Here is a 17,202-nt window from a genome sequence, read left to right on the forward strand (position 1 = left end):
TGCCCGCAAGGATCCTTCAATGCCCCGCATGATCAAGACGACCGTGACCGGTATCCTCATAGAGTTGCTGAGGAAATATGGCGTCCGCACGGTGTTCGGCCTGCCCTCGGGACAGCTCGGCATCTTCATGGACGGCATCAGCCGCGACCCCGATTTCCGCTATGTCACGACCCGCCACGAGGAATGTGCCGGCCATATGGCACACGGCGCCACCATTCCGGGCGATGAGATGGCGCTTTGCTTCGCGACGGTGGGGCCGGGCGCAACCAACCTGCTTCCCGGCGTCGCAGCGGCCTGGGCGGACAATGTCCCGATGATCGTGCTGACGGCGGACAATCCGCTTCCCATGCTCGATCCCCATGTCGACATGCTGCAGGCGGTCGATCAGATCGCGCTGTTCAGGCCGGTGACCAAATGGGGGGTGCAGATCCGCGATCCCCAGCGCGCCGGCGAATTGATGGAGCGCGCGATACGGCTGGCGCGGTCGGGTCGACCGGGTCCGGTTCATATCGACCTCCCCGTCGACGTGTCGACGATGAACTGCATCTATGATCTCGAACGTATGCCGGCGGGCCCTGCGCCGCGTCCCCGTCCCGCCGATAGCGAACTCGACGCCATCATCGACCTGCTCGGGACGGCGACGCGTCCGCTGCTCGTCGCCGGCGGCGGCGTCATCCGGTCCGGTGCGGTGGACGCGTTCAGGGCCCTGGCGGAGACGCTCGCCATTCCCGCGATCAGCTCGGTCCAGGGCTGGGGCGCGGTGGACCCGTGCAGCGAGCGCCATATCGGCAGCCCGGGCTGGCACGCCGGCTTCGCAGCACTGCAGGCAGGCCGCGAGGCCGATCTCGTCATCGCGGTCGGCTGCAAGTTCGGAAGCTGGACTCCCGTCGCCAAGCCCCCGGCCGTCACGCCGACGGCGGGCCAGCGCATCGTGCAGATCGATATCGACGAGACGATGCTGGGCAAGAATGCGGCGATCACGCTCGGCCTGATTGGCGACGCCCGCGAGACGCTGGAGACGCTCCACGCCCGCCTGACTGGCGTGTCGCTGAAGGTCGACCGGGCCTGGGTCGCCTCGCTGGTCGCCGCCCGCGCCGATTATGTCGCCGCGATCGAGGCGGTGGCGGACGAGGCGGCGGTGGCCGTTCCGCCCGGCACGCCGGCCTTCATGAGGGAGCTGAAGCGGCTGCTCCCCGCGGATGCGATCGTCTGCGTCGACGGCGGGCAGACCTCGTCCTGGGCGATGTCCTTCCTCGAAGCGGCGGGCCCCCACAGGGCAAAGTTCGAGAGCGGCATGGGCCATATGGGGTGCGGCCTTCCCATGGCGATCGGCGCCAAGGTGGTCCAGGCCGACGACCGTCCGGTCTTCGTGGTCTGTGGCGATGGCTCGGCGGGCCTGACCTCGCAGGAGCTGGAGACGGCATCCCGCCTCGGCATCAAGGTCGTCATGATCGTCATGAACGACAGTTGCTGGGGCTGCTACAAGCCGCTCGAACAGTTCGTCTTCCAGAACGGGAAGCTCGGCCCGTCGCTGGTCGACACCGACTTCTCCAGGGTCGCCGAGGCCTATGGCTGCAGGGGCGAGCGCATCACGAGAGTCGATGAGCTGGCAGGGGCGCTGGAACGTGCCATCGCATCGCCGGTCACCAGCCTGATCGACATTCCGGTCAGCTTCGCCGGCCATCCGCTGGACGTCGATTTCTTCGTCAGGACGATCATGCCCGGCGCCGAGCTGCGGCCGCATCAGGTGGAGGAGATATGATGGATTTCGGCTTCCGGAACATCGGGCGGATCAACACGGGGTTCGGGCAACCGATCGGCGCGGTCTGCCAGATCGGCTATGTCGTGGAGGATGTCGAGGATGCGATCCGCCGCTTCCATCGGATGATGGGGGTAGGGCCATGGTTCCTGCTGTCCGACTTCCGGGTGCGGGAGCATAGCTATCGCGGCCAGCCGACCGGCATCGGCCTTTCGATCGCCGCCTCCTATTGCGGCAACACGATGATCGAGCTCATTATGCAGAAGGATGATGGGCCTTCGGTCTATCGGGACGTGATCGCCGACCGCGGCTATGGCGTCCACCATTATGCCGTGGTGGTGGAGGACCTCGACGTCGAGGAGGCCCGGCTGGCGGGGATGGGTGTCGACATGCCCTATCGCGCCACGACCACCGAGATCATGGGCGACATGCGGGTCATCTATGCCGACACGCGCCGGGAGATCGGCGTCATGCTGGAGATGTGCGAGTATAATCCCGTGATGGACGGCTTCTTCACCCAGATGAAATCCGCCGCCGAGGATTGGGACGGCCAGGGGCTCATCATCCGGGTCTGACGCCGGCCGGTTATTGGTCGATGTCGCGCCTGGCGGTTTCCGGCAGCGCGACCAGGCCGATCAGCACCGTCGCTGCGGCGACGACGATCGGATACCAGAGCCCGTAATAGATATCCCCGGTCGCCGCGACCATCGCGAAGACGATCGTCGGCAGGAAGCCGCCGAACCAGCCATTGCCGATATGATAGGGCAGCGACATCGAGGTGTAGCGGATGCGGCTGGGGAACAGCTCGACCAGCAGCGCCGCGATCGGGCCGTAGACCATCGTCACCAGCAGGACGAGCACGGTCAGGATCGCCACCACCATCACCTTGTCGATCGCCGCCGGATCGGCCGAGGCGGGATAGCCGGCGGCCTGGAGCGCGGCGCCGGCCTCGTCCTGGAACGCCGCGATCGCCGCCTTCCGCGCCGCACCGGAAACGATGGCGGGATCGGGCGCGGCGATCGTCCGCTCGCCGATCCGCACCTGCGCGATCGTACCCGCCGGCGCCTCGACATTGTGGTAGCTGACCCCGCCCTTGGCGAGGAACGCCTTGACGATGTCGCAGCTCCGGCTGTCGAACCGGTTCTTGCCGATCGGATCGAACTGGACCGAACAGTCGTCGCCGTGCGCGATCACCGCGACCGGCGCGGTCGCCTGCGCATGCGCGAGGGCGGGATTGGCGGCGGCAGTCAGCGCATTGAACAGCGGGAAATAGCCGATCGCGGCGAGCGCGCAGCCGGTCAGGATGATCGGTTTGCGCCCGATCCGGTCCGACAGCCAGCCGAAGAAAACGAAGGCCGGCGTCGCGATGGCGAGCGCGATCGCGGTCAGGACGTTGGTGGTCGCGCCGTCGACCTTGAGCGTCTTCTCCAGGAAGAACAGCGCGTAGAACTGGCCAGTGTACCAGACCACCGCCTGGCCCGCGACCGCGCCGAACAGTGCGACAAGCACCCAGCGCAGGTTGCTCCAGCGGCCGAACGCCTCGGTCAGCGGCGCCTTGGATGTCTTGCCCTCGTCCTTCATCTTCTGGAAGACCGGGCTTTCGGCCAGCTGCAAGCGGATCCACATCGACACCGCCAACAGGATCATCGAGACGAGGAAGGGCACGCGCCAGCCCCAGTCGGCGAAGCTGTCCTCGCCGATCAGCCGGCGTACCCCGATCACCACCAGCAGCGCCGCGAACAAGCCGAGCGTCGCCGTCGTCTGGATCCAGCTCGTATACAGGCCGCGCCGGTTGTTGGGCGCATGTTCGGCGACATAGGTCGCCGCCCCGCCATATTCGCCGCCGAGCGCTAGCCCCTGGAGCAGTCGCAGCCCGACGAGGATGACGGGCGCGGCGACGCCGATCTGGGCATAGGAGGGCAGCAGGCCGACCGCGAAGGTCGACAGGCCCATGATCGCCATCGTCACCAGGAAGGTGTTCTTGCGGCCGACAAGGTCGCCGATCCGTCCGAACACGAGCGCGCCGAGCGGCCGCACCGCGAAGCCTGCGGCAAAGGCGGCCAGCGCCAGGATGAAGCCGGTTGTCTCGTTGACGCCCGAGAAGAACTGGCTGCTGATGAAGGTGGCGAGCAGGCCGTAGAGGTAGAAATCATACCATTCGAACACCGTGCCCAGCGACGAGGCGGCGATCACCAGCTTCTCGTTCTGCGTCGCCTTGTGGTGCTTCGGCAGTTCCGTACCCGACCCGTCCGTCATCGACCTCTCCCCCTGTTCCCGGGACCGTTTCCGAGGGGGATACAGGCTCGCGGGCCGGTTGGCGATATCAGCCGAGCGGCGCCTGTCGGGCGGCGGCCCGCGCCCAGCTTTCGGGTTCGGGGAAAACGTCGGTATTGCAGAAGGCGGATAGCTTGTTGCCCGCCGGGTCGCGCAGATAGCCGATATAATAGCTCGGATGGTAACGCGACCGGCGGCCGGGCGCGCCCTCGTCGGTGCCGCCATGGGCGAGACCGGCGGCATGGGCGCGGTCGACCGCCTCCGGGCTCGGCGCGTGCAGGCCGACCATCGATCCGTTGCCCACCGTCGCGGGCTTGCCGTTCTCGGGGATGCAGACCCAGACCTTGGGCATGTAGATGCCGTCGGCCAGCCCATAGCCGATCCACGTCTCGCTCAGCATGATCCGCTCATGGCCCAGCGCCGCCATCACCGCGTCGTAGAAGGGCAGCGCGGCCTCGATCGAGTTCACGCCGATCGTGACATAGCTGATCATCGCGCCGCCTCCTGCCCGCCGATCGCGAAGTCGGCGGCCGCCATCGGGAAGATATTGTAATCGGTGGTCTGGGTGCGCCCCATCACCCGGTAGCGGCGGTCCCCGAATTTCCAGCGGCCGTCCTGCTTGCGATAATGGTCGCGGTAGAGACCGTAGGACATGGTCTGCCCGGCCTTGGCGTCGTGCCGGATCTCGCACATGTACATGCGGCCGTGCGCCTCGCCGTCGCCGATCTCGATGACGGTGTTGAGGATGACGAACTCGAAGAAGTCCATATGGCCGATCGCCTTCGACACGAAGGCGGCGAGGCCGGCCGGGCCGTCGAGGTCGAGCGGGGTTCCGTCCATCCGGTCGACGACGATCCGGGCGCCCTCGCAGAAGATCGACGGCAGCTCGTCCCAGGCGCGGCGCGTGATCATGTCGGCATAGGCGGCCTGCAGCCGGGTGATCGCGATATAGTCGGTGCTTTCCTGGTCCAGACTGGCGCTCATTGCGGCCTCTCCCTGTGGCGCGCATCGGCCCCCTGGGGTGGCGATGCGGCCCCGGATGTCTAAAACCAATCGCTTGGTTGGTCAATCGCCGGATCAGCCCTCGGCGATGGCGCGAAGCTCGTCCGGCTTACGGATCGCGATCCGGCGCAGGCTGGGAAGTGCGATGACGCCCGCGCGTTTGAGCCGGGTCAGCGAACGGCTGACCGTTTCGATCGTCAGGCCCAATATGTCGCCCATCTGCTGGCGCGACAGCGGCAGGTCGATCGTCGGCCCCCCGTCCGCCCGGTCGGCGATCTCGACGATCAGGCTCGCGACCCGCTCGCAGGCCGATTTGCGGCCGAGCAGCAGCATCCAATGGCGGGCACGGTCGAGCTCGATCAGCGTCCGTTCGAGCAGCGCCTGGCCGATCGCGGCATGTTCTTGTGCGAAACGGTCGAAGGCGGTTCGGCCGAACACGCACAGCGTGGCGTCGGTCAGCGCGGTCACGCTATGCGGGCTGTTCCTGCCGAAGGGGCGGCCGATGAAGTCGGACGGATGGACGATGCCGACGATCTGCTCGCGCCCATCGCCGGTGAGCGTCGACAGCTTGAGCATGCCGGACAGCAGGTTGCCGACGGTGATCGCCTCCTCGCCCTCCCACAGCAGGGTCTGGCCGGCGGGGAGGGTGATGCGGCGGCCGAACCGGCTGAGCGCGGCGAGCCCGCTCCGGTCGAGCACGCAGCAGATCGCCGAATCCCGCACCGGGCAGGCGGCGCAGGAGGCGGGCAGGGCGAGCGCCGCCCCTCCGACCGCCGTTTCCCCGACATGCGCATCCCTGTACATCGTCCCGCCTCGCTTTCCTTGGCCGATGATGGCGGGGGCGCGGGCGGACCGACATACGCAATGTTCCCAAGCGCGCTGTCCTTGTGCATGGAGAGCTGGCGCCGTTCCAGGAGAAGCCGTCATTCGTCCGTCGCATCCATCCCCCGCCGCCGGCTTGCGCGTGACCCGGCAGAAGCGGTCGGCGTTGCGGCAGCAGGAGATCGCCGACGCCGCGATCGCGGTGATCGGCGAGCAGGGGCTGGCGGCGGTCACGCACAAGATGGTGGCCGACCGGGCCGGCGTGTCGCTGGCGGCGACGACCTATTATTTCGAGACCAAGAACGACATCGTCGCCGAGGCGTCGAGTCAGCTCCTCCACCATTATGCGGGGTCGCTCGCGCGCTTCGCCGAGCGCCGCCAGGCGGGACCCGCGGTCGATTTCCACGCCTTCTTCCTGCGCATCCTCGCCAATGTCGCGGGCGGGCACCGCTTCGACACGCTCGCCTGGTGCGAGATCATGCTCGACGCCGCCCGGCGCGACGCCACTCGCCGGCTGGCGCGTTCCTGGTTCGATCGGGTCCACGACCTGTGGCTCGACATCGCCGCGCTGCTCGGCGTCGCGGACGGGGAGCGGGTGGCGCGATCGGGACTCGATCTGTGCATCGGACTGTTCTTCGTGATCCTGCCGCTCGCGCTCGAGGAGGCGGAGGCGACAGCGCTGCCCTTCGCGGGGCTACGCGAGCGGCCGGACGCCGCCGATGCGCCCGTGCCGGCGCGGATCGCTGCGCGCAAGGGACGCAAGGCCGCCGAGACCCGGCGGCGCGTCCTCGACGCCGCGATCGACATCATGGCGGCAGAAGGCCCCGGTGGCATCACCTATCGCGCCGTCGCCGACCGCGCCGGCCTGACGCGGGCGGCGCCGACCTATCATTTCCCGACGATCGAAGGGCTGATCGGCGAAGTGCAGGTCGAATTGTTCGAGCGCACCAAGGCGCGCTATCGCGAGGGGCTGGCGGGGCTCGACCGCGCCGCGCTCGCCGAGGAACAGCTCGTCCGCCATACCGCCGCGATCCTGCGCCGAGAGGCATCCGACTTCGGCCTGCTCGGCCTCGCCGACCTGGCGATCCGGCTGGAGGCGGCGCGCCATCCCGCCTTCCGGCCGATCGTCCGCGCCCATATCGAGGACCAGAACCGCGCCTGGCTTCGGATCCTGCGCCAGCTCGATCCCGAGGGCGCGGCGCCCGCCGGGGCGATGATCCTCCAGGCGCTGTGCATCGGCAAGCTGATCCGCATCGTCGCCACCGGCGGCCGCCGTACCGACCTCGACCGGCTCCGCGAGGAGCTGGCCTACGATATCGGGGCGATCCTGTCGGGCACCCACTGGACCGGGTGCTAGAGCATCGTGCGTTTAATGACGTACTTGCGTCCGCTCATCCTGAGGAGGGACTGAGCCTTGGCGAAGGCCCATCTCGAAGGATCCTCCTATCCTTCGAGATGCCATTTCGCCTTCGCTCAATGGCTCCTCAGGACGAGCGGTTCAGATAAACCGCACCATGCTGTAATATCATCATCCCGGCTTCGCCGGGATGATGATGGAGCGGGTTTGAGGAGTCGGCCCTAGACCGCTTCGGCCTGCCGGCTGAAATCGACCATGATCTCGCCCGATATCTCCTCCAGCGCCGCGCGGACCTGGTCGGTCGTGACGGTGGCGGGGAGGAGCAGCCTGGCCCGGCCGCGGAACAGCGGGGCGCCCGACCAGGCGCTGCCTTCGATTTCGCTGGTGAAGTCCTCGATATTGACGTCGAGCCCGGCGAGCACGGTCGTCACCTCGCGGACGATGCCCGGCCGATCCTGCCCGACGATCTCGATGCCGAGCGACTGGCCGCCGCGATCGCCGACGGGCGCGGCGGCGGGGACGAGTGCGACGGTCAGGCCCTCCGCGTCGATCGCGTGCGCCGCGGCCTCCAACTCGGCGAGGCGGTCGCCGGGCAGCTCGACCAGCACCGATCCGACATATTTCCCGCCCAGCCGTGCGAGGTGGCTTTCGAGCCAGTTGCCGCCCACCGCATAGACCGCATCGGCCAGCGCACGGGTGAGGCCGGGACGGTCGCTGCCGACGACGGTGAGGATGACGGACTGGTTCATGGGGCCTCTCCGGTGGTGATGTCAGGCGCGATGGTGCGCTTTCCGCGCGGCGGGCGCAATGCGGCTGCGGCGGCTGCGCGTCTATTCGGACCGGGCGAGCATCCAGTTCACATCGATCCCCTCGGCTGCGGCGGTGCCGGCGATGACGAGCTGGCGTGTCGCCTGCGGCCGGCCGCGCGAGTCGATCCACAGGCTGTCCTCGATCCCGACCTCGCCGCCGGTGACGCGGAAGCGCCACAGCGCGCCGCCGGCGATGCGCAGCAGCGCGCCGCTGCCGTCGGCGGTCGCCGATACGTCGACCTCGGGCGCCAGGTGGAAGCGGATCGCATAGTCGGCACCGTCACCGCGCGCGCGCCGTCCCTCGGGGATAAGCATGTCCTGCCCGCGCACCTCGCGCCCGCCCTGGCCGATGACGATACGGCGGCGATGGCTGAAGCCGAAGCGGCGCACATAGCCGTCATGGCGCATGTCGATGCTGCTGCCGTGCATGTCCTCCTGCCGTTCGATCTCGACCTCGGTCACGCCCTTGCCGAGCGTTCCGTCGCCATGGATCGCGGTCGAGTTGCTGTCGGCCAGCACCAGCGTCGAATGGGCGGCGGTGCTGCGCAGCGCCTGCGCCAGATCGGGATGCAGCGCGTTGTTGGCGCCACGGCCGCCGCCGCAATTTACGATCAGTCGCCACGGCCCGTCCGACATCTCGAAGGCGAGGGTCGAGGCGCAGGCATGGGTCGCGAAGCGCGAGACCGGCGGGGGCGCGGCGTCGGCGACCAGCCGGCTATGGCCGACCGACAGCCGTTGATAGCCCCAGTCGCGCGATTGGCGCAGCGGCCGGGCCCGGCCGCCCGACGCCGCGACGATCGCGTCGATCCGGCCGCCGTCGATCGGGGCGGCACCTTGCCAGCTCGACAGGCCCCCGTCACCCAATGTCAGCCCCAGCAGCGGCGGTACCGCGCGGGCGATCGCGTCGCCGATCGGGGCGGGCAGCCGCTGGCCGCGCATCTCATAATAGCGGCGCAGCATGGCGAGCAGGCCGATCAGGTCCATCTGCTCGACCGGCGAGCGGCTGACGATGCCGCCGTCGCCGTGCAGCGCGACGGCCAGCGCCCGTTCCATGCCCTTTTCGCCATGGAGCTGGCGCGGTTCGCCGCCCGGGATCAGCAGCCCGGCCGCGATCACCCCGGCCCAGGCGGCGACGCGGGGCAGGCCGGGCGCCGCCTTGTCGGCGCTGCGGTCGAGATGCTTGGCGCCGCGGGCGAGCGCGTTGAGCACCGGCGCGCGCAGCTCGTCCGACGACATGATCAGCGGCGCGTGGCAGCCCCAGAACAGGATGCGGCGGCCCCACAGGTCGGGGCGCCAGGCGGCCTCGTGGATCTGCTTGCCGAACGCGCCGAGCCAGCGGCCGGTCAGCAGCTCGGCGATCGGTGCGACCCGCTGGCGCGGTCCCGCGGCGTTGAGGTCGCGCAGCCAGGCGAAGCTTTGCAGATGGTCGCTGAACGCCGCCGACATCGCACGCGGGCGGAAGTCGTAGCTTTCGATCGCGACGCTTTCGCCCTGCCACAATATCTCGCCGTCGAGCATCGCGCCGCCGAGCCGGACGAGTCCTTCGATCGGATCGGGCGGCACGTCGTAGAGCTTGAGCGGGTAGCGGCCGCGGAGCCGCAGGCCGTGGACCGGGGTGCGCCAGGCCAGCGCATGGAAGCGGCCGGCGAGGCGTTCGGCGAGCGAATGGCTGCGGTCGTGCTCGACGCGGATCAGGCGCCGACCGGGCTCCACGCGATCGTCGAAGCCGGACCCGCCTGTGTCGCTCATCCGCCCGTGCTCACGCCTGGCGCAGGCCCGCGATGTTGGCGGCGTATTGGGACGGGCCGCCGCGGAAGGTCGCGGTGCCGGCGACCAGCGCGGTCGCGCCCGCCGCGATCACGCGCGGCGCGGTGTTGGCGTCGACGCCGCCGTCGACCTCCAGATGGATGTCCTTTCCGGTCTTGTCGATCATCTTGCGGATCGCCTCGATCTTGCGGAGCTGGCTCTCGATGAAGCTCTGTCCGCCGAAGCCGGGGTTGACGCTCATCACCAGGACGAGGTCGACGTCCTCCAGGATATAGTCGAGCATCTTGGCCGGTGTCGCCGGGTTCAGCGAGACGCCGGCTTTCTTGCCCAGCCCCTTGATGCGCTGGATGGTGCGGTGGACGTGCGGGCCCGCTTCGGGATGGACGGTGATGATGTCCGCCCCGGCATTGGCGAAATCCTCCAGGAAGGCGTCGACCGGGGAGATCATCAGGTGGACGTCGAACGGCTTGGTGGTGTGCGGGCGCAGCGCCTTCACCACCGCCGGGCCGATCGTGATGTTGGGGACGAAATGGCCGTCCATCACGTCGACGTGGATCCAGTCGGCCCCGGCCGCGTCGATCGCGCGGACCTCCTCGCCCAGCTTGGCGAAATCGGCGGAGAGGATGGACGGCGAGATGAGGACGGGGCTGGTCATGATCGAGTCCGATTAGCCGGGTGAAGATGGAGGGGCAAGGTCGGCCTGCCGTGGGGCGGGGGAGATCAGCCGCGCCGGAAGCGCGCGATGAAGAAACCGTCGGCGCCGCCGCGATCGGCAAGGGTGCCGGGACGGACCCGGACGCGGCCTACCTTGTCGGGGGAGAAGCCCCGCGGCAGCTCGTCCGCGGCGACCGGATCGATCCGCCAGTCGGGATGGCGCGCGACGAAGCCCTTGGCGATCTGCTCGCCCTCGTCGGCTTCCAGCGAGCAGACCGCGTAGACCAGCCGCCCGCCCGGCGCGACGAGCCCCGCCGCGTGGTCGATCAGCCGCGCCTGCAGCTCGGCCGCCTCCGCGACGATGCGCGCGCCGGCGCGGTGGAGCACGTCGGGGTGGCGACGGAAGATGCCGGTCGCCGAGCAGGGCGCGTCGAGCAGCACCGCGTCATAGGGTGCGCCCTCGGCAAAGGCCGCCGCATCGGCGATGCGGGTCTCGGCGCCCAGGCCGGTCCGTTCCAGATTCTCGACGAGCCGCGCCATCCGCGCCTCGGACAGGTCGACCGCCGTCACCGCCCAGCCGGCGGCGGCGAGCTGCATCGTCTTGCCGCCGGGCGCGGCGCACAGGTCGAGTGCGCGGCGCCCCTCGCCCGTGCCGAGCAGCCGCGCGGGGATCGCTGCGGCGATGTCCTGTACCCACCAGGCACCCTCGTCATAGCCGGGCAGGTCGACGATCCGCCGTCCCGCCGCGATGCGGACATGGCCGGGGGCGAGGCTCTCGCCATCGAGCCGCCCGGCCCAGCCGGCGGTGTCGGTGTCGGGTTTTAGCGTCAGGTCGACCGGCGGCGGGCCGGCGAGCGACGCGCGCGCGGCTTCGGCGGCGTCCTTGCCCCAGCTCGCGGCCCAGCGATCGGCGACGGCAGGCGGCAGGTGGGGTGGATCGGGAAGGACCGCGCCGTCGCGCATCACCGCGCCGAACACGGCATGGACCAGCTTGCGCGGGCCGCCGTCGACCAGCGGCAGCACCGTCGTGATAGCGGCATGGCCCGGCGTGCCGAGCGCCAGCGCCTGGACGAGCGCGATGCGCAGCACCATCCGCGCCTTGGCGTCGGCGGGCAGCGGGCGTTCGGTCGCGCCGTCGATCAGCGCGTCGAGATCGGCGGTGCGGCGCAGCACCTCGGCGGCGATGGCATGGGCGAAGCCGCGGTCGTCGGCGCGGTCGAGATCGCCGCAGGCGCCGTCCATCGCGGCTTCAAGGGGGAGGCCGCGGCGCAGCACGGCATCGAGCAGCCGCAAGGCGGCGCGGCGGGCGGGGGTTCCGGTGGAGTCAGATGTCACCAGATTCCCCTAACCGTTCGTCCCGAGCGAAGTCGAGGGATGTTGTCACGCGGAACCTCTCCCTCGACTTCGCTCGGGCCGAACGGAAGCGGGGAGATCAACCCCGCCCGTGCGGATCGAGGGCGCTGGACCGGCGCCGGGTGCGGGGCACCGAGGTTCCACCCGAACGCCGCTCCGAAAGCGCAGCGAAATTGGGCGACGGGGTCAGCACGCCCATCTCGTTGGCGATCGCCTCGAGATGGGCGATGCGGTTCTCGGTTGCCGGATGGGTGGCGAACAGGCTGTCGCCGCCGCGCTTCATGCCGGGGACGATGTAGAGCGCGGCCGCCGCCGGGTTGCGTTCGACCACCGGGTTGGGGATGTGTGCGGCGCCGCTGGCCAGCTTGGCGAGCGCCGAGGCGAGCGCGCGGGGCTTGCCCGAAATCTCGGCCCCGCCGCGGTCGGCGCCATATTCGCGGGCGCGGCTGATCGCGAGCTGGACGATCATCGCCGCAAAGGGCGCGACGAACACCGCCAGGATGGTCGCGAGCACCTGGCCGCCGTCGCGGTCGCGGCCTGCGCCGAAGAACATGCCGAAATTGGCGAGCATCGAGATCGCACCTGCGATCGTCGCGGTCATCGTCATGATCAGCGTGTCGCGGTTGCGAACATGCGCCAGCTCGTGCGCCATCACGCCCTCGATCTCGTCGCGGTCGAGGATGGCGAGCAGGCCGGTGGTCGCGGCGACCGCGGCGTTCTCGGGATTGCGGCCGGTCGCGAAGGCGTTGGGATGCTCGCTGTCGATGATGTAGACGCGCGGCATCGGCAGGTTGGCGCGGCGCGCCAGACCGGCGACCAGCCCGACCAGTTCGGGGCAGTTCTGCGCATCGACCTCGCGCGCGCCGTGCATCCTGAGGACGATGCTGTCGGCGTTCCAGAAGGTGAAGAGGTTCATGCCCGCCGCGACGACGAGCGCGATCATCGCCCCGCCGGTTCCGCCGATCGTAAAGCCGAGCGCCATGAACAGCGCGGTGAGCGCCGCCAGCAGCATCGTCGTCTTCAGCATGTTCATCTCTTGCCTTTGCTCCTTGCCCGCACAATGTGGGGAGAAACGGCCCCCGGTTCAATCATGCGGGCGGCGAAAGGAACGATCGCGATGTCCGGCAAACGCCCGCCCCATGTGAAACCCCCGGCGCACCTGTCGCCCAACCCGCCCGTGCCGCAGCCCGAAGAGGTGAAGCCCGCCCCCGAGGCCGGCGGCCGCGACGGTCCCGACCCCACCCGCTATGGCGATTGGGAGCTCAAGGGCATTGCGGTGGATTTCTGATCCCCCCTCCCTTTCAAGGGAGGGGCAGGGGGGGGTGGCGAGCGGTAGCGTACCTTGCTCGCTCGTCCCGCAGGACTCCACCCTTACATCCCTCCCCCGAAGGGGAGGGAGATTCTTGGGTCAGGGGGCCTTCGCCCCGATCGGCGCGGGTGCCGGAACCGGGTCGAGCAGCGCGGCGCTCTCGATCCGGTCGAGCGCGGCGCGGGATTGGACGTAACGGCGGGCCGAGACGATCCAGGCGGTCGCGACCCTGCGGTTGGGCAGGCGAGTGACCTCGAGCAGCGCGGCGTCGACATGGCCGGCGGCAAGGTTGTCGCGTGCGCGGGCGTAGCGGTCGACCGGCGCGGTCGAGGCGACGTCGGCGCGGCGGATCACCACAAGTTCGCCCAGCTCGCGGCGGACCGATTCCCACCAGCCCGCATCATTCGAAGCCGAGGAGAGCTGCGGGCCCAGTGCATCCAGCCCGTTGCGGAGCTGGTCGATCGTCACCGGCTGGCGGCCGGCGCTGATCACGGTCGCCACCGCCTGCGGCTCGGTGCGGCCGAAACGCTCGCGCAGCACCCCTTCCAGATAGCCGAGTGGGGCGCCGCGATCGATCGCCCGGCGCGCGGCGAAGGCGATCAGCAGCCGTTCGGCCCGATGCGCCTCGCTCGTCGCGGCCGCGGTGCGCTCGTCGATATCGTCGACCTTCTCCTCGATCCGGTCGATCCGCTCGTCGACGATCGTCTCGACGACGTCGGAAGCGGGCGGCGGCGCGATGTTGACCAGCGCGGGGCGCCGCTGGGGCGCGGGCGGGACGATCACCGGGACGGTCGGCTTGACGATCTGTGCCACCTGGTCGAAGCGGTGGAACAGCCAGGCCATCGCGCCCATGCCGACCAGCAGCGCGGCGATCAGCGCCAGCAGCACCGGCAGGACGGACCGGCGGGACGGACGGCCGCCGGCATCGCCGGGCGCCGGGACGGGATCGATGGCGGGATCGGGCATGCGGTTCGTCTCTACTCCTGCGCTGCCCATCTTATTGACACAGCCGCGCCGCCGCCGCCAGCAGCGCCGCGTCGTCCGGCTTGTCGGCGGCGATCCCGGCGCGCCAGCCGGGGCCGGCCGCGTCGAGCACCGCCGGGGCCAACGCGGCGATCCGGACGTGGCGCCGCGCAATCCGCGCACCGTCGCACAGCCGGGCGAAATGCTCGGCCGCCCGCCCCGAATGGAGCAGCACCGCGCCGCCGCCCTCGCGCAGCGCGGCCAGTGCCTTGTCGCCGAGCCGCTCGATCGCGGCGCTGCGATAGACGATCCGCCGGTCGATCGTGATGGTGTCGAGCCCGGCGTCGCGATGATCCTCGCCGGCGAGGTGCAGGGCGCGGGTAACGCCGTTCTCGGCGGCGGCCTCCAGCATCGTCGCGGCGTCGCCGCGCCCGGTACGGATGTCGGTGAAGCCCGCAGCCTTCAGCGCACGTGCGGTCGCGTCGCCGACCGCATAGGCCGGAATCACGGCATAGGGCCTGATCGCCTTGCCGGCCTGGCGCACGGCGTTGGCGCTGGTGACGAACAACGCGTCATAATCCCCGGCGGGCGGCGCACCCCAGGCGATCGGCTCGATCCGGAAGATCGGCGAGACGACCGGGCGCCAGCCTTCGCCGAACGCACGTTTGGCGGTCATGCTCGCGCCCGGTTCGGGGCGGAGGATCAGGAGGGGCGGGCGGCTCATGCGCCGGTGAACAGCGCGCGGAGGCGTGGCGAGGCGCCGTCGAGCAGCCGGCGGGCGAGCGCGGCGGCGTCGCCGGTCTCGATCAGCATCGCCTCGCCCGAGCGATGTTCGCTGCCGTCCTCGGTCATGATCTCGGCCCGCAGCAGCAGCCCCGCGCCCGAACGGACAGCGAGCGCGGCCACCGGCGAGCGGCAATCGGCGCCGAGCGCGGCGAGCAGGGCGCGTTCGGCCGACACGCAGGCGTTGGTCGGCGCGTCGTCGATCGCGCCGAGCAGCGCGCGCACGTCCTTGCGCTCCGCCAGCGTCTCGATGCCGACGGCGGCCTGGGCCGGCGCGGGCAGCATCTCCTCGATCGGGATGGGATGGCCGATCTCGTCGCGGCCGAGCCGGATCAGGCCCGCGCCGGCGAGCAGCGTCGCCTCTGCCTCGCCTGCCGCGAGCTTGCCCAGGCGCGTGTCGACATTGCCGCGGAACAGCACGATCCCGACATCGGGCCGCGCCCGCCGGACCTGCGCGGATCGGCGCGGCGAGGAAGTGCCGACCCGCGCGCCCTGCGGCAATGCGGCCAGCGAGGTGGCGCCGATCAGCCGGTCGCGCACGTCGGCGCGGGGCAGCATCGCGGCGATGACGATCTCGGCCGGGCGGATCGTCTCGACGTCCTTCATCGAATGGACCGCGAAGTCTATCGCGCCATCGGCCAGGGCGATGTCGAGCTCCTTGGTCCACAGCGCCTTGCCGCCGACCTCGGCCAGCGCGCGATCCTGGATGCGGTCGCCGCTGGTCTTGATCGCGACGATCTCGACCGCTGCCTCGTCCCAGCCATGGGCGGCCCGCAGCGCGGCGATCACCATGCGGGCCTGGGTCAGCGCGAGCGGCGATCCGCGGGTGCCGAGACGGAGAGGACGGGGAAGCGAAGTGGTCATAGCGGCGCCTGCATAGAGGGTGATCGTCCGGGGTGGGAGCACCGTGCGCAGGCGGCGTCAGGCCGGGAGCAGGCCCAGACGCTCACGCCACGCCCAGCGCCACACCAGCAGCACCGCGACCACGCCGAGGCCCGTGGCGAGCCCCAGCCAGATGCCGACGCCCTCCATCTTCATCGGGAAGGCGAGGATCGTGCCGGTGCCGATACCGATCACCCAATAGCCGATTGCGGCGAAGATCATCGGCATGCGCGTATCCTGCAATCCGCGCAGCACGCCGGCGCCGATCGCCTGGGTCGCATCGACGAGCTGGAACAGCGCGGCGATCGCCAGGAAGGATATGGCATAGCCGATCACCGGTGCGTTGGCGGGCAGGTCGAGATCGATGAAGCTGCCGATCAGGGTGCGCGGGATGGTGATCAGCAGCGTCGCGGTGCCGGCCGCGAAGGCCGTGCCGAGGCCGAGTGCGAGCCAGCCGGCCCGGCCGATCGCCGCCCGGTCGCGCCGGCCATGGGCATAGCCCACACGAACGGTGGCGGCCTGGCCGATCCCCATGGGCACCATGAAGCACAAAGCGGCGATCTGGATCGCGACGGCATGGGCGGCCAGCTCGGCGCGGCCGATCAGGCCCATCAGGAACACTGCCGCGTTGAACACCGTCACCTCGAAGCCGACGGTGAAGGCGATCGGCAGGCCGATCCTCCAGACGGTGCGCAGGCGGCTCCAGTCGGCCACCCAGAAGCGGCCGAACAGGTGGTAGCGGCGGAACCGGCGGTGCACCGAGACGACCAGCGCCATGCCCGCGCCCATGAAGATCGAGGTCAGCAGGCTGGCGATGCCCGCACCGTGCAGCCCCATCGCGGGAAAGCCGAGATGACCGAAGATCAGCACCCAGCCCGCCAGCGCGTTGAACGGCACCGTCGCGAGGGTGACGATCACGCCCCAGATCGGCTTTTCGAGCGCCGACACATAGTTGCGCAGCACAAGGAAGACGAAATAGGGCAGCAGCCCCCATTGCAGCGCATGGATCAGCGTCGCCGCCTGCGCCGACAATTCGGGGTCCTGGCCGATCAGGATCAGGATCGGCTCGGCATTCCACAACAGCGCCCAGGCGGGCAGGCAGAGGATCGCCGCCGCCCAGATCGTCTGGCGGACGGTGCGGCGGATGTCGCGGACCGAATGAAGCCGCCGCCCGCGCTCGCTGGCGATCAGCGGCGACGCGGCTGTGGTCAGGCCGATGCCGAACACCAGGAAGGCCTGGTAGAGGTTGAGCGCGAGCGATCCCGCCGCGACCGCGTCGGGGCCGAGCCGGCCGAGCAGCAGCAGGTCGGTCGCCGCGATCGCCGACCAGCCGAGATTGCCGATCACCAGCGGCAGGGCGAGCGACAGGAGCGCGCGCGCCTCTGTCCGCCAGGGCGCGCCGGGATTCATATTGTGGTCCATGGCGGCGTCCTTAGCCGCCGCGCGCGACGGAAGCCACCCCGCGCGG

17 protein-coding genes are annotated in these 17,202 nt (G+C 70.1%); 4 read left to right on the forward strand and 13 right to left on the reverse strand.

All coding sequences use genetic code 11. The annotated features are described in order from the left end of the window. Positions 1-19: 19 nt before the first annotated feature. Together B5X82_RS16650 and B5X82_RS16655 are read left to right on the forward strand one after the other, a co-directional pair. The gene (locus B5X82_RS16650) at positions 20-1,762 is read left to right on the forward strand and encodes a thiamine pyrophosphate-binding protein (RefSeq protein ID WP_079649301.1); all 1,743 of its coding nucleotides are present in this window, start codon (positions 20-22) and stop codon (positions 1,760-1,762) included. Beyond that, positions 1,759-2,334: a VOC family protein gene (locus B5X82_RS16655; protein WP_079649302.1), complete on the forward strand. Its 576-nt coding sequence runs from the start codon at positions 1,759-1,761 to the stop codon at positions 2,332-2,334. Before B5X82_RS16650 ends, B5X82_RS16655 begins: the two co-directional genes overlap by 4 nt. Positions 2,335-2,344: 10 nt before the next feature. On the opposite strand, the gene B5X82_RS16660 is transcribed toward B5X82_RS16655, so the two are convergent. From B5X82_RS16660 to B5X82_RS16675, 4 genes are all read right to left on the reverse strand, one after another. Beyond that, entirely contained in the window at positions 2,345-4,015 is a 1,671-nt protein-coding gene (locus B5X82_RS16660) for an MFS transporter (RefSeq protein WP_079649303.1), read from the reverse strand. Between the two features lie 67 nt (positions 4,016-4,082). After that, a complete protein-coding gene (locus B5X82_RS16665; RefSeq protein ID WP_079649304.1) occupies positions 4,083-4,526 on the reverse strand; it encodes a VOC family protein in 444 nt (147 codons plus the stop codon). Beyond that, positions 4,523-5,017: a nuclear transport factor 2 family protein gene (locus tag B5X82_RS16670; RefSeq protein WP_079649305.1), complete on the reverse strand. Its 495-nt coding sequence runs from the start codon at positions 5,015-5,017 to the stop codon at positions 4,523-4,525. Before B5X82_RS16670 ends, B5X82_RS16665 begins: the two co-directional genes overlap by 4 nt. A gap of 93 nt (positions 5,018-5,110) precedes the next feature. Then, positions 5,111-5,839: a Crp/Fnr family transcriptional regulator gene (locus tag B5X82_RS16675; RefSeq protein WP_079649306.1), complete on the reverse strand. Its 729-nt coding sequence runs from the start codon at positions 5,837-5,839 to the stop codon at positions 5,111-5,113. 160 nt (positions 5,840-5,999) lie between these two features. Here B5X82_RS16675 and B5X82_RS16680 point away from each other — a divergent pair, with 160 nt between their 5' ends. Next, positions 6,000-7,214 carry a TetR/AcrR family transcriptional regulator gene (locus tag B5X82_RS16680; RefSeq protein WP_176152605.1) on the forward strand — a complete coding sequence of 405 codons (1,215 nt, stop codon included), beginning with the start codon at positions 6,000-6,002 and terminating at the stop codon, positions 7,212-7,214. A gap of 221 nt (positions 7,215-7,435) precedes the next feature. Here B5X82_RS16680 and B5X82_RS16685 read toward each other — a convergent pair whose 3' ends face one another. The 5 genes from B5X82_RS16685 to htpX all read right to left on the reverse strand — a co-directional run bounded on the left by B5X82_RS16685 (position 7,436) and on the right by htpX (position 12,830). Further along, on the reverse strand, positions 7,436-7,963 hold the full coding sequence (locus B5X82_RS16685; RefSeq protein WP_079649308.1) for a glycine cleavage system protein R: 528 nt from the start codon (positions 7,961-7,963) through the stop codon (positions 7,436-7,438). 81 nt (positions 7,964-8,044) lie between these two features. Next, the gene (locus B5X82_RS16690) at positions 8,045-9,772 is read right to left on the reverse strand and encodes a heparinase II/III family protein (protein WP_079649309.1); all 1,728 of its coding nucleotides are present in this window, start codon (positions 9,770-9,772) and stop codon (positions 8,045-8,047) included. 10 nt (positions 9,773-9,782) lie between these two features. Further along, positions 9,783-10,445: a ribulose-phosphate 3-epimerase gene (gene rpe, locus B5X82_RS16695; RefSeq protein WP_079649310.1), complete on the reverse strand. Its 663-nt coding sequence runs from the start codon at positions 10,443-10,445 to the stop codon at positions 9,783-9,785. Between the two features lie 65 nt (positions 10,446-10,510). Next, entirely contained in the window at positions 10,511-11,779 is a 1,269-nt protein-coding gene (locus B5X82_RS16700; RefSeq protein WP_079649311.1) for an RsmB/NOP family class I SAM-dependent RNA methyltransferase, read from the reverse strand. Between the two features lie 97 nt (positions 11,780-11,876). Then, entirely contained in the window at positions 11,877-12,830 is a 954-nt protein-coding gene (gene htpX, locus B5X82_RS16705; protein ID WP_079649312.1) for a zinc metalloprotease HtpX, read from the reverse strand. Positions 12,831-12,914: 84 nt separating this feature from the next. Between htpX and B5X82_RS16710 the strand changes: the two genes are divergently transcribed. Next, positions 12,915-13,085, forward strand: coding sequence for a DUF1674 domain-containing protein (locus B5X82_RS16710; RefSeq protein ID WP_079649377.1), 171 nt, complete (start codon positions 12,915-12,917; stop codon positions 13,083-13,085). A 120-nt stretch (positions 13,086-13,205) separates the two neighbouring features. Here B5X82_RS16710 and B5X82_RS16715 read toward each other — a convergent pair whose 3' ends face one another. From B5X82_RS16715 to B5X82_RS16730, 4 genes are read right to left on the reverse strand one after another with little or no spacing between them, the layout of a single operon-like run. Beyond that, positions 13,206-14,072 (reverse strand): hypothetical protein, encoded by an 867-nt coding sequence (locus B5X82_RS16715; RefSeq protein WP_079649313.1) that lies wholly within the window; start codon positions 14,070-14,072, stop codon positions 13,206-13,208. Positions 14,073-14,103: 31 nt separating this feature from the next. Then, complete coding sequence (locus B5X82_RS16720) at positions 14,104-14,745, reverse strand: uroporphyrinogen-III synthase (protein ID WP_235862712.1); 642 nt, start codon at positions 14,743-14,745, stop codon at positions 14,104-14,106. Between the two features lie 44 nt (positions 14,746-14,789). Further along, entirely contained in the window at positions 14,790-15,716 is a 927-nt protein-coding gene (gene hemC, locus B5X82_RS16725; RefSeq protein WP_079649315.1) for a hydroxymethylbilane synthase, read from the reverse strand. A gap of 57 nt (positions 15,717-15,773) precedes the next feature. After that, on the reverse strand, positions 15,774-17,156 hold the full coding sequence (locus tag B5X82_RS16730; RefSeq protein WP_079649316.1) for an MATE family efflux transporter: 1,383 nt from the start codon (positions 17,154-17,156) through the stop codon (positions 15,774-15,776). Positions 17,157-17,202: the final 46 nt, after the last annotated feature.

The sequence above is a fragment of the Rhizorhabdus histidinilytica genome (assembly GCF_900167915.1).
In the GTDB taxonomy this organism is placed as follows: Bacteria; Pseudomonadota; Alphaproteobacteria; order Sphingomonadales; family Sphingomonadaceae; genus Rhizorhabdus; species Rhizorhabdus histidinilytica.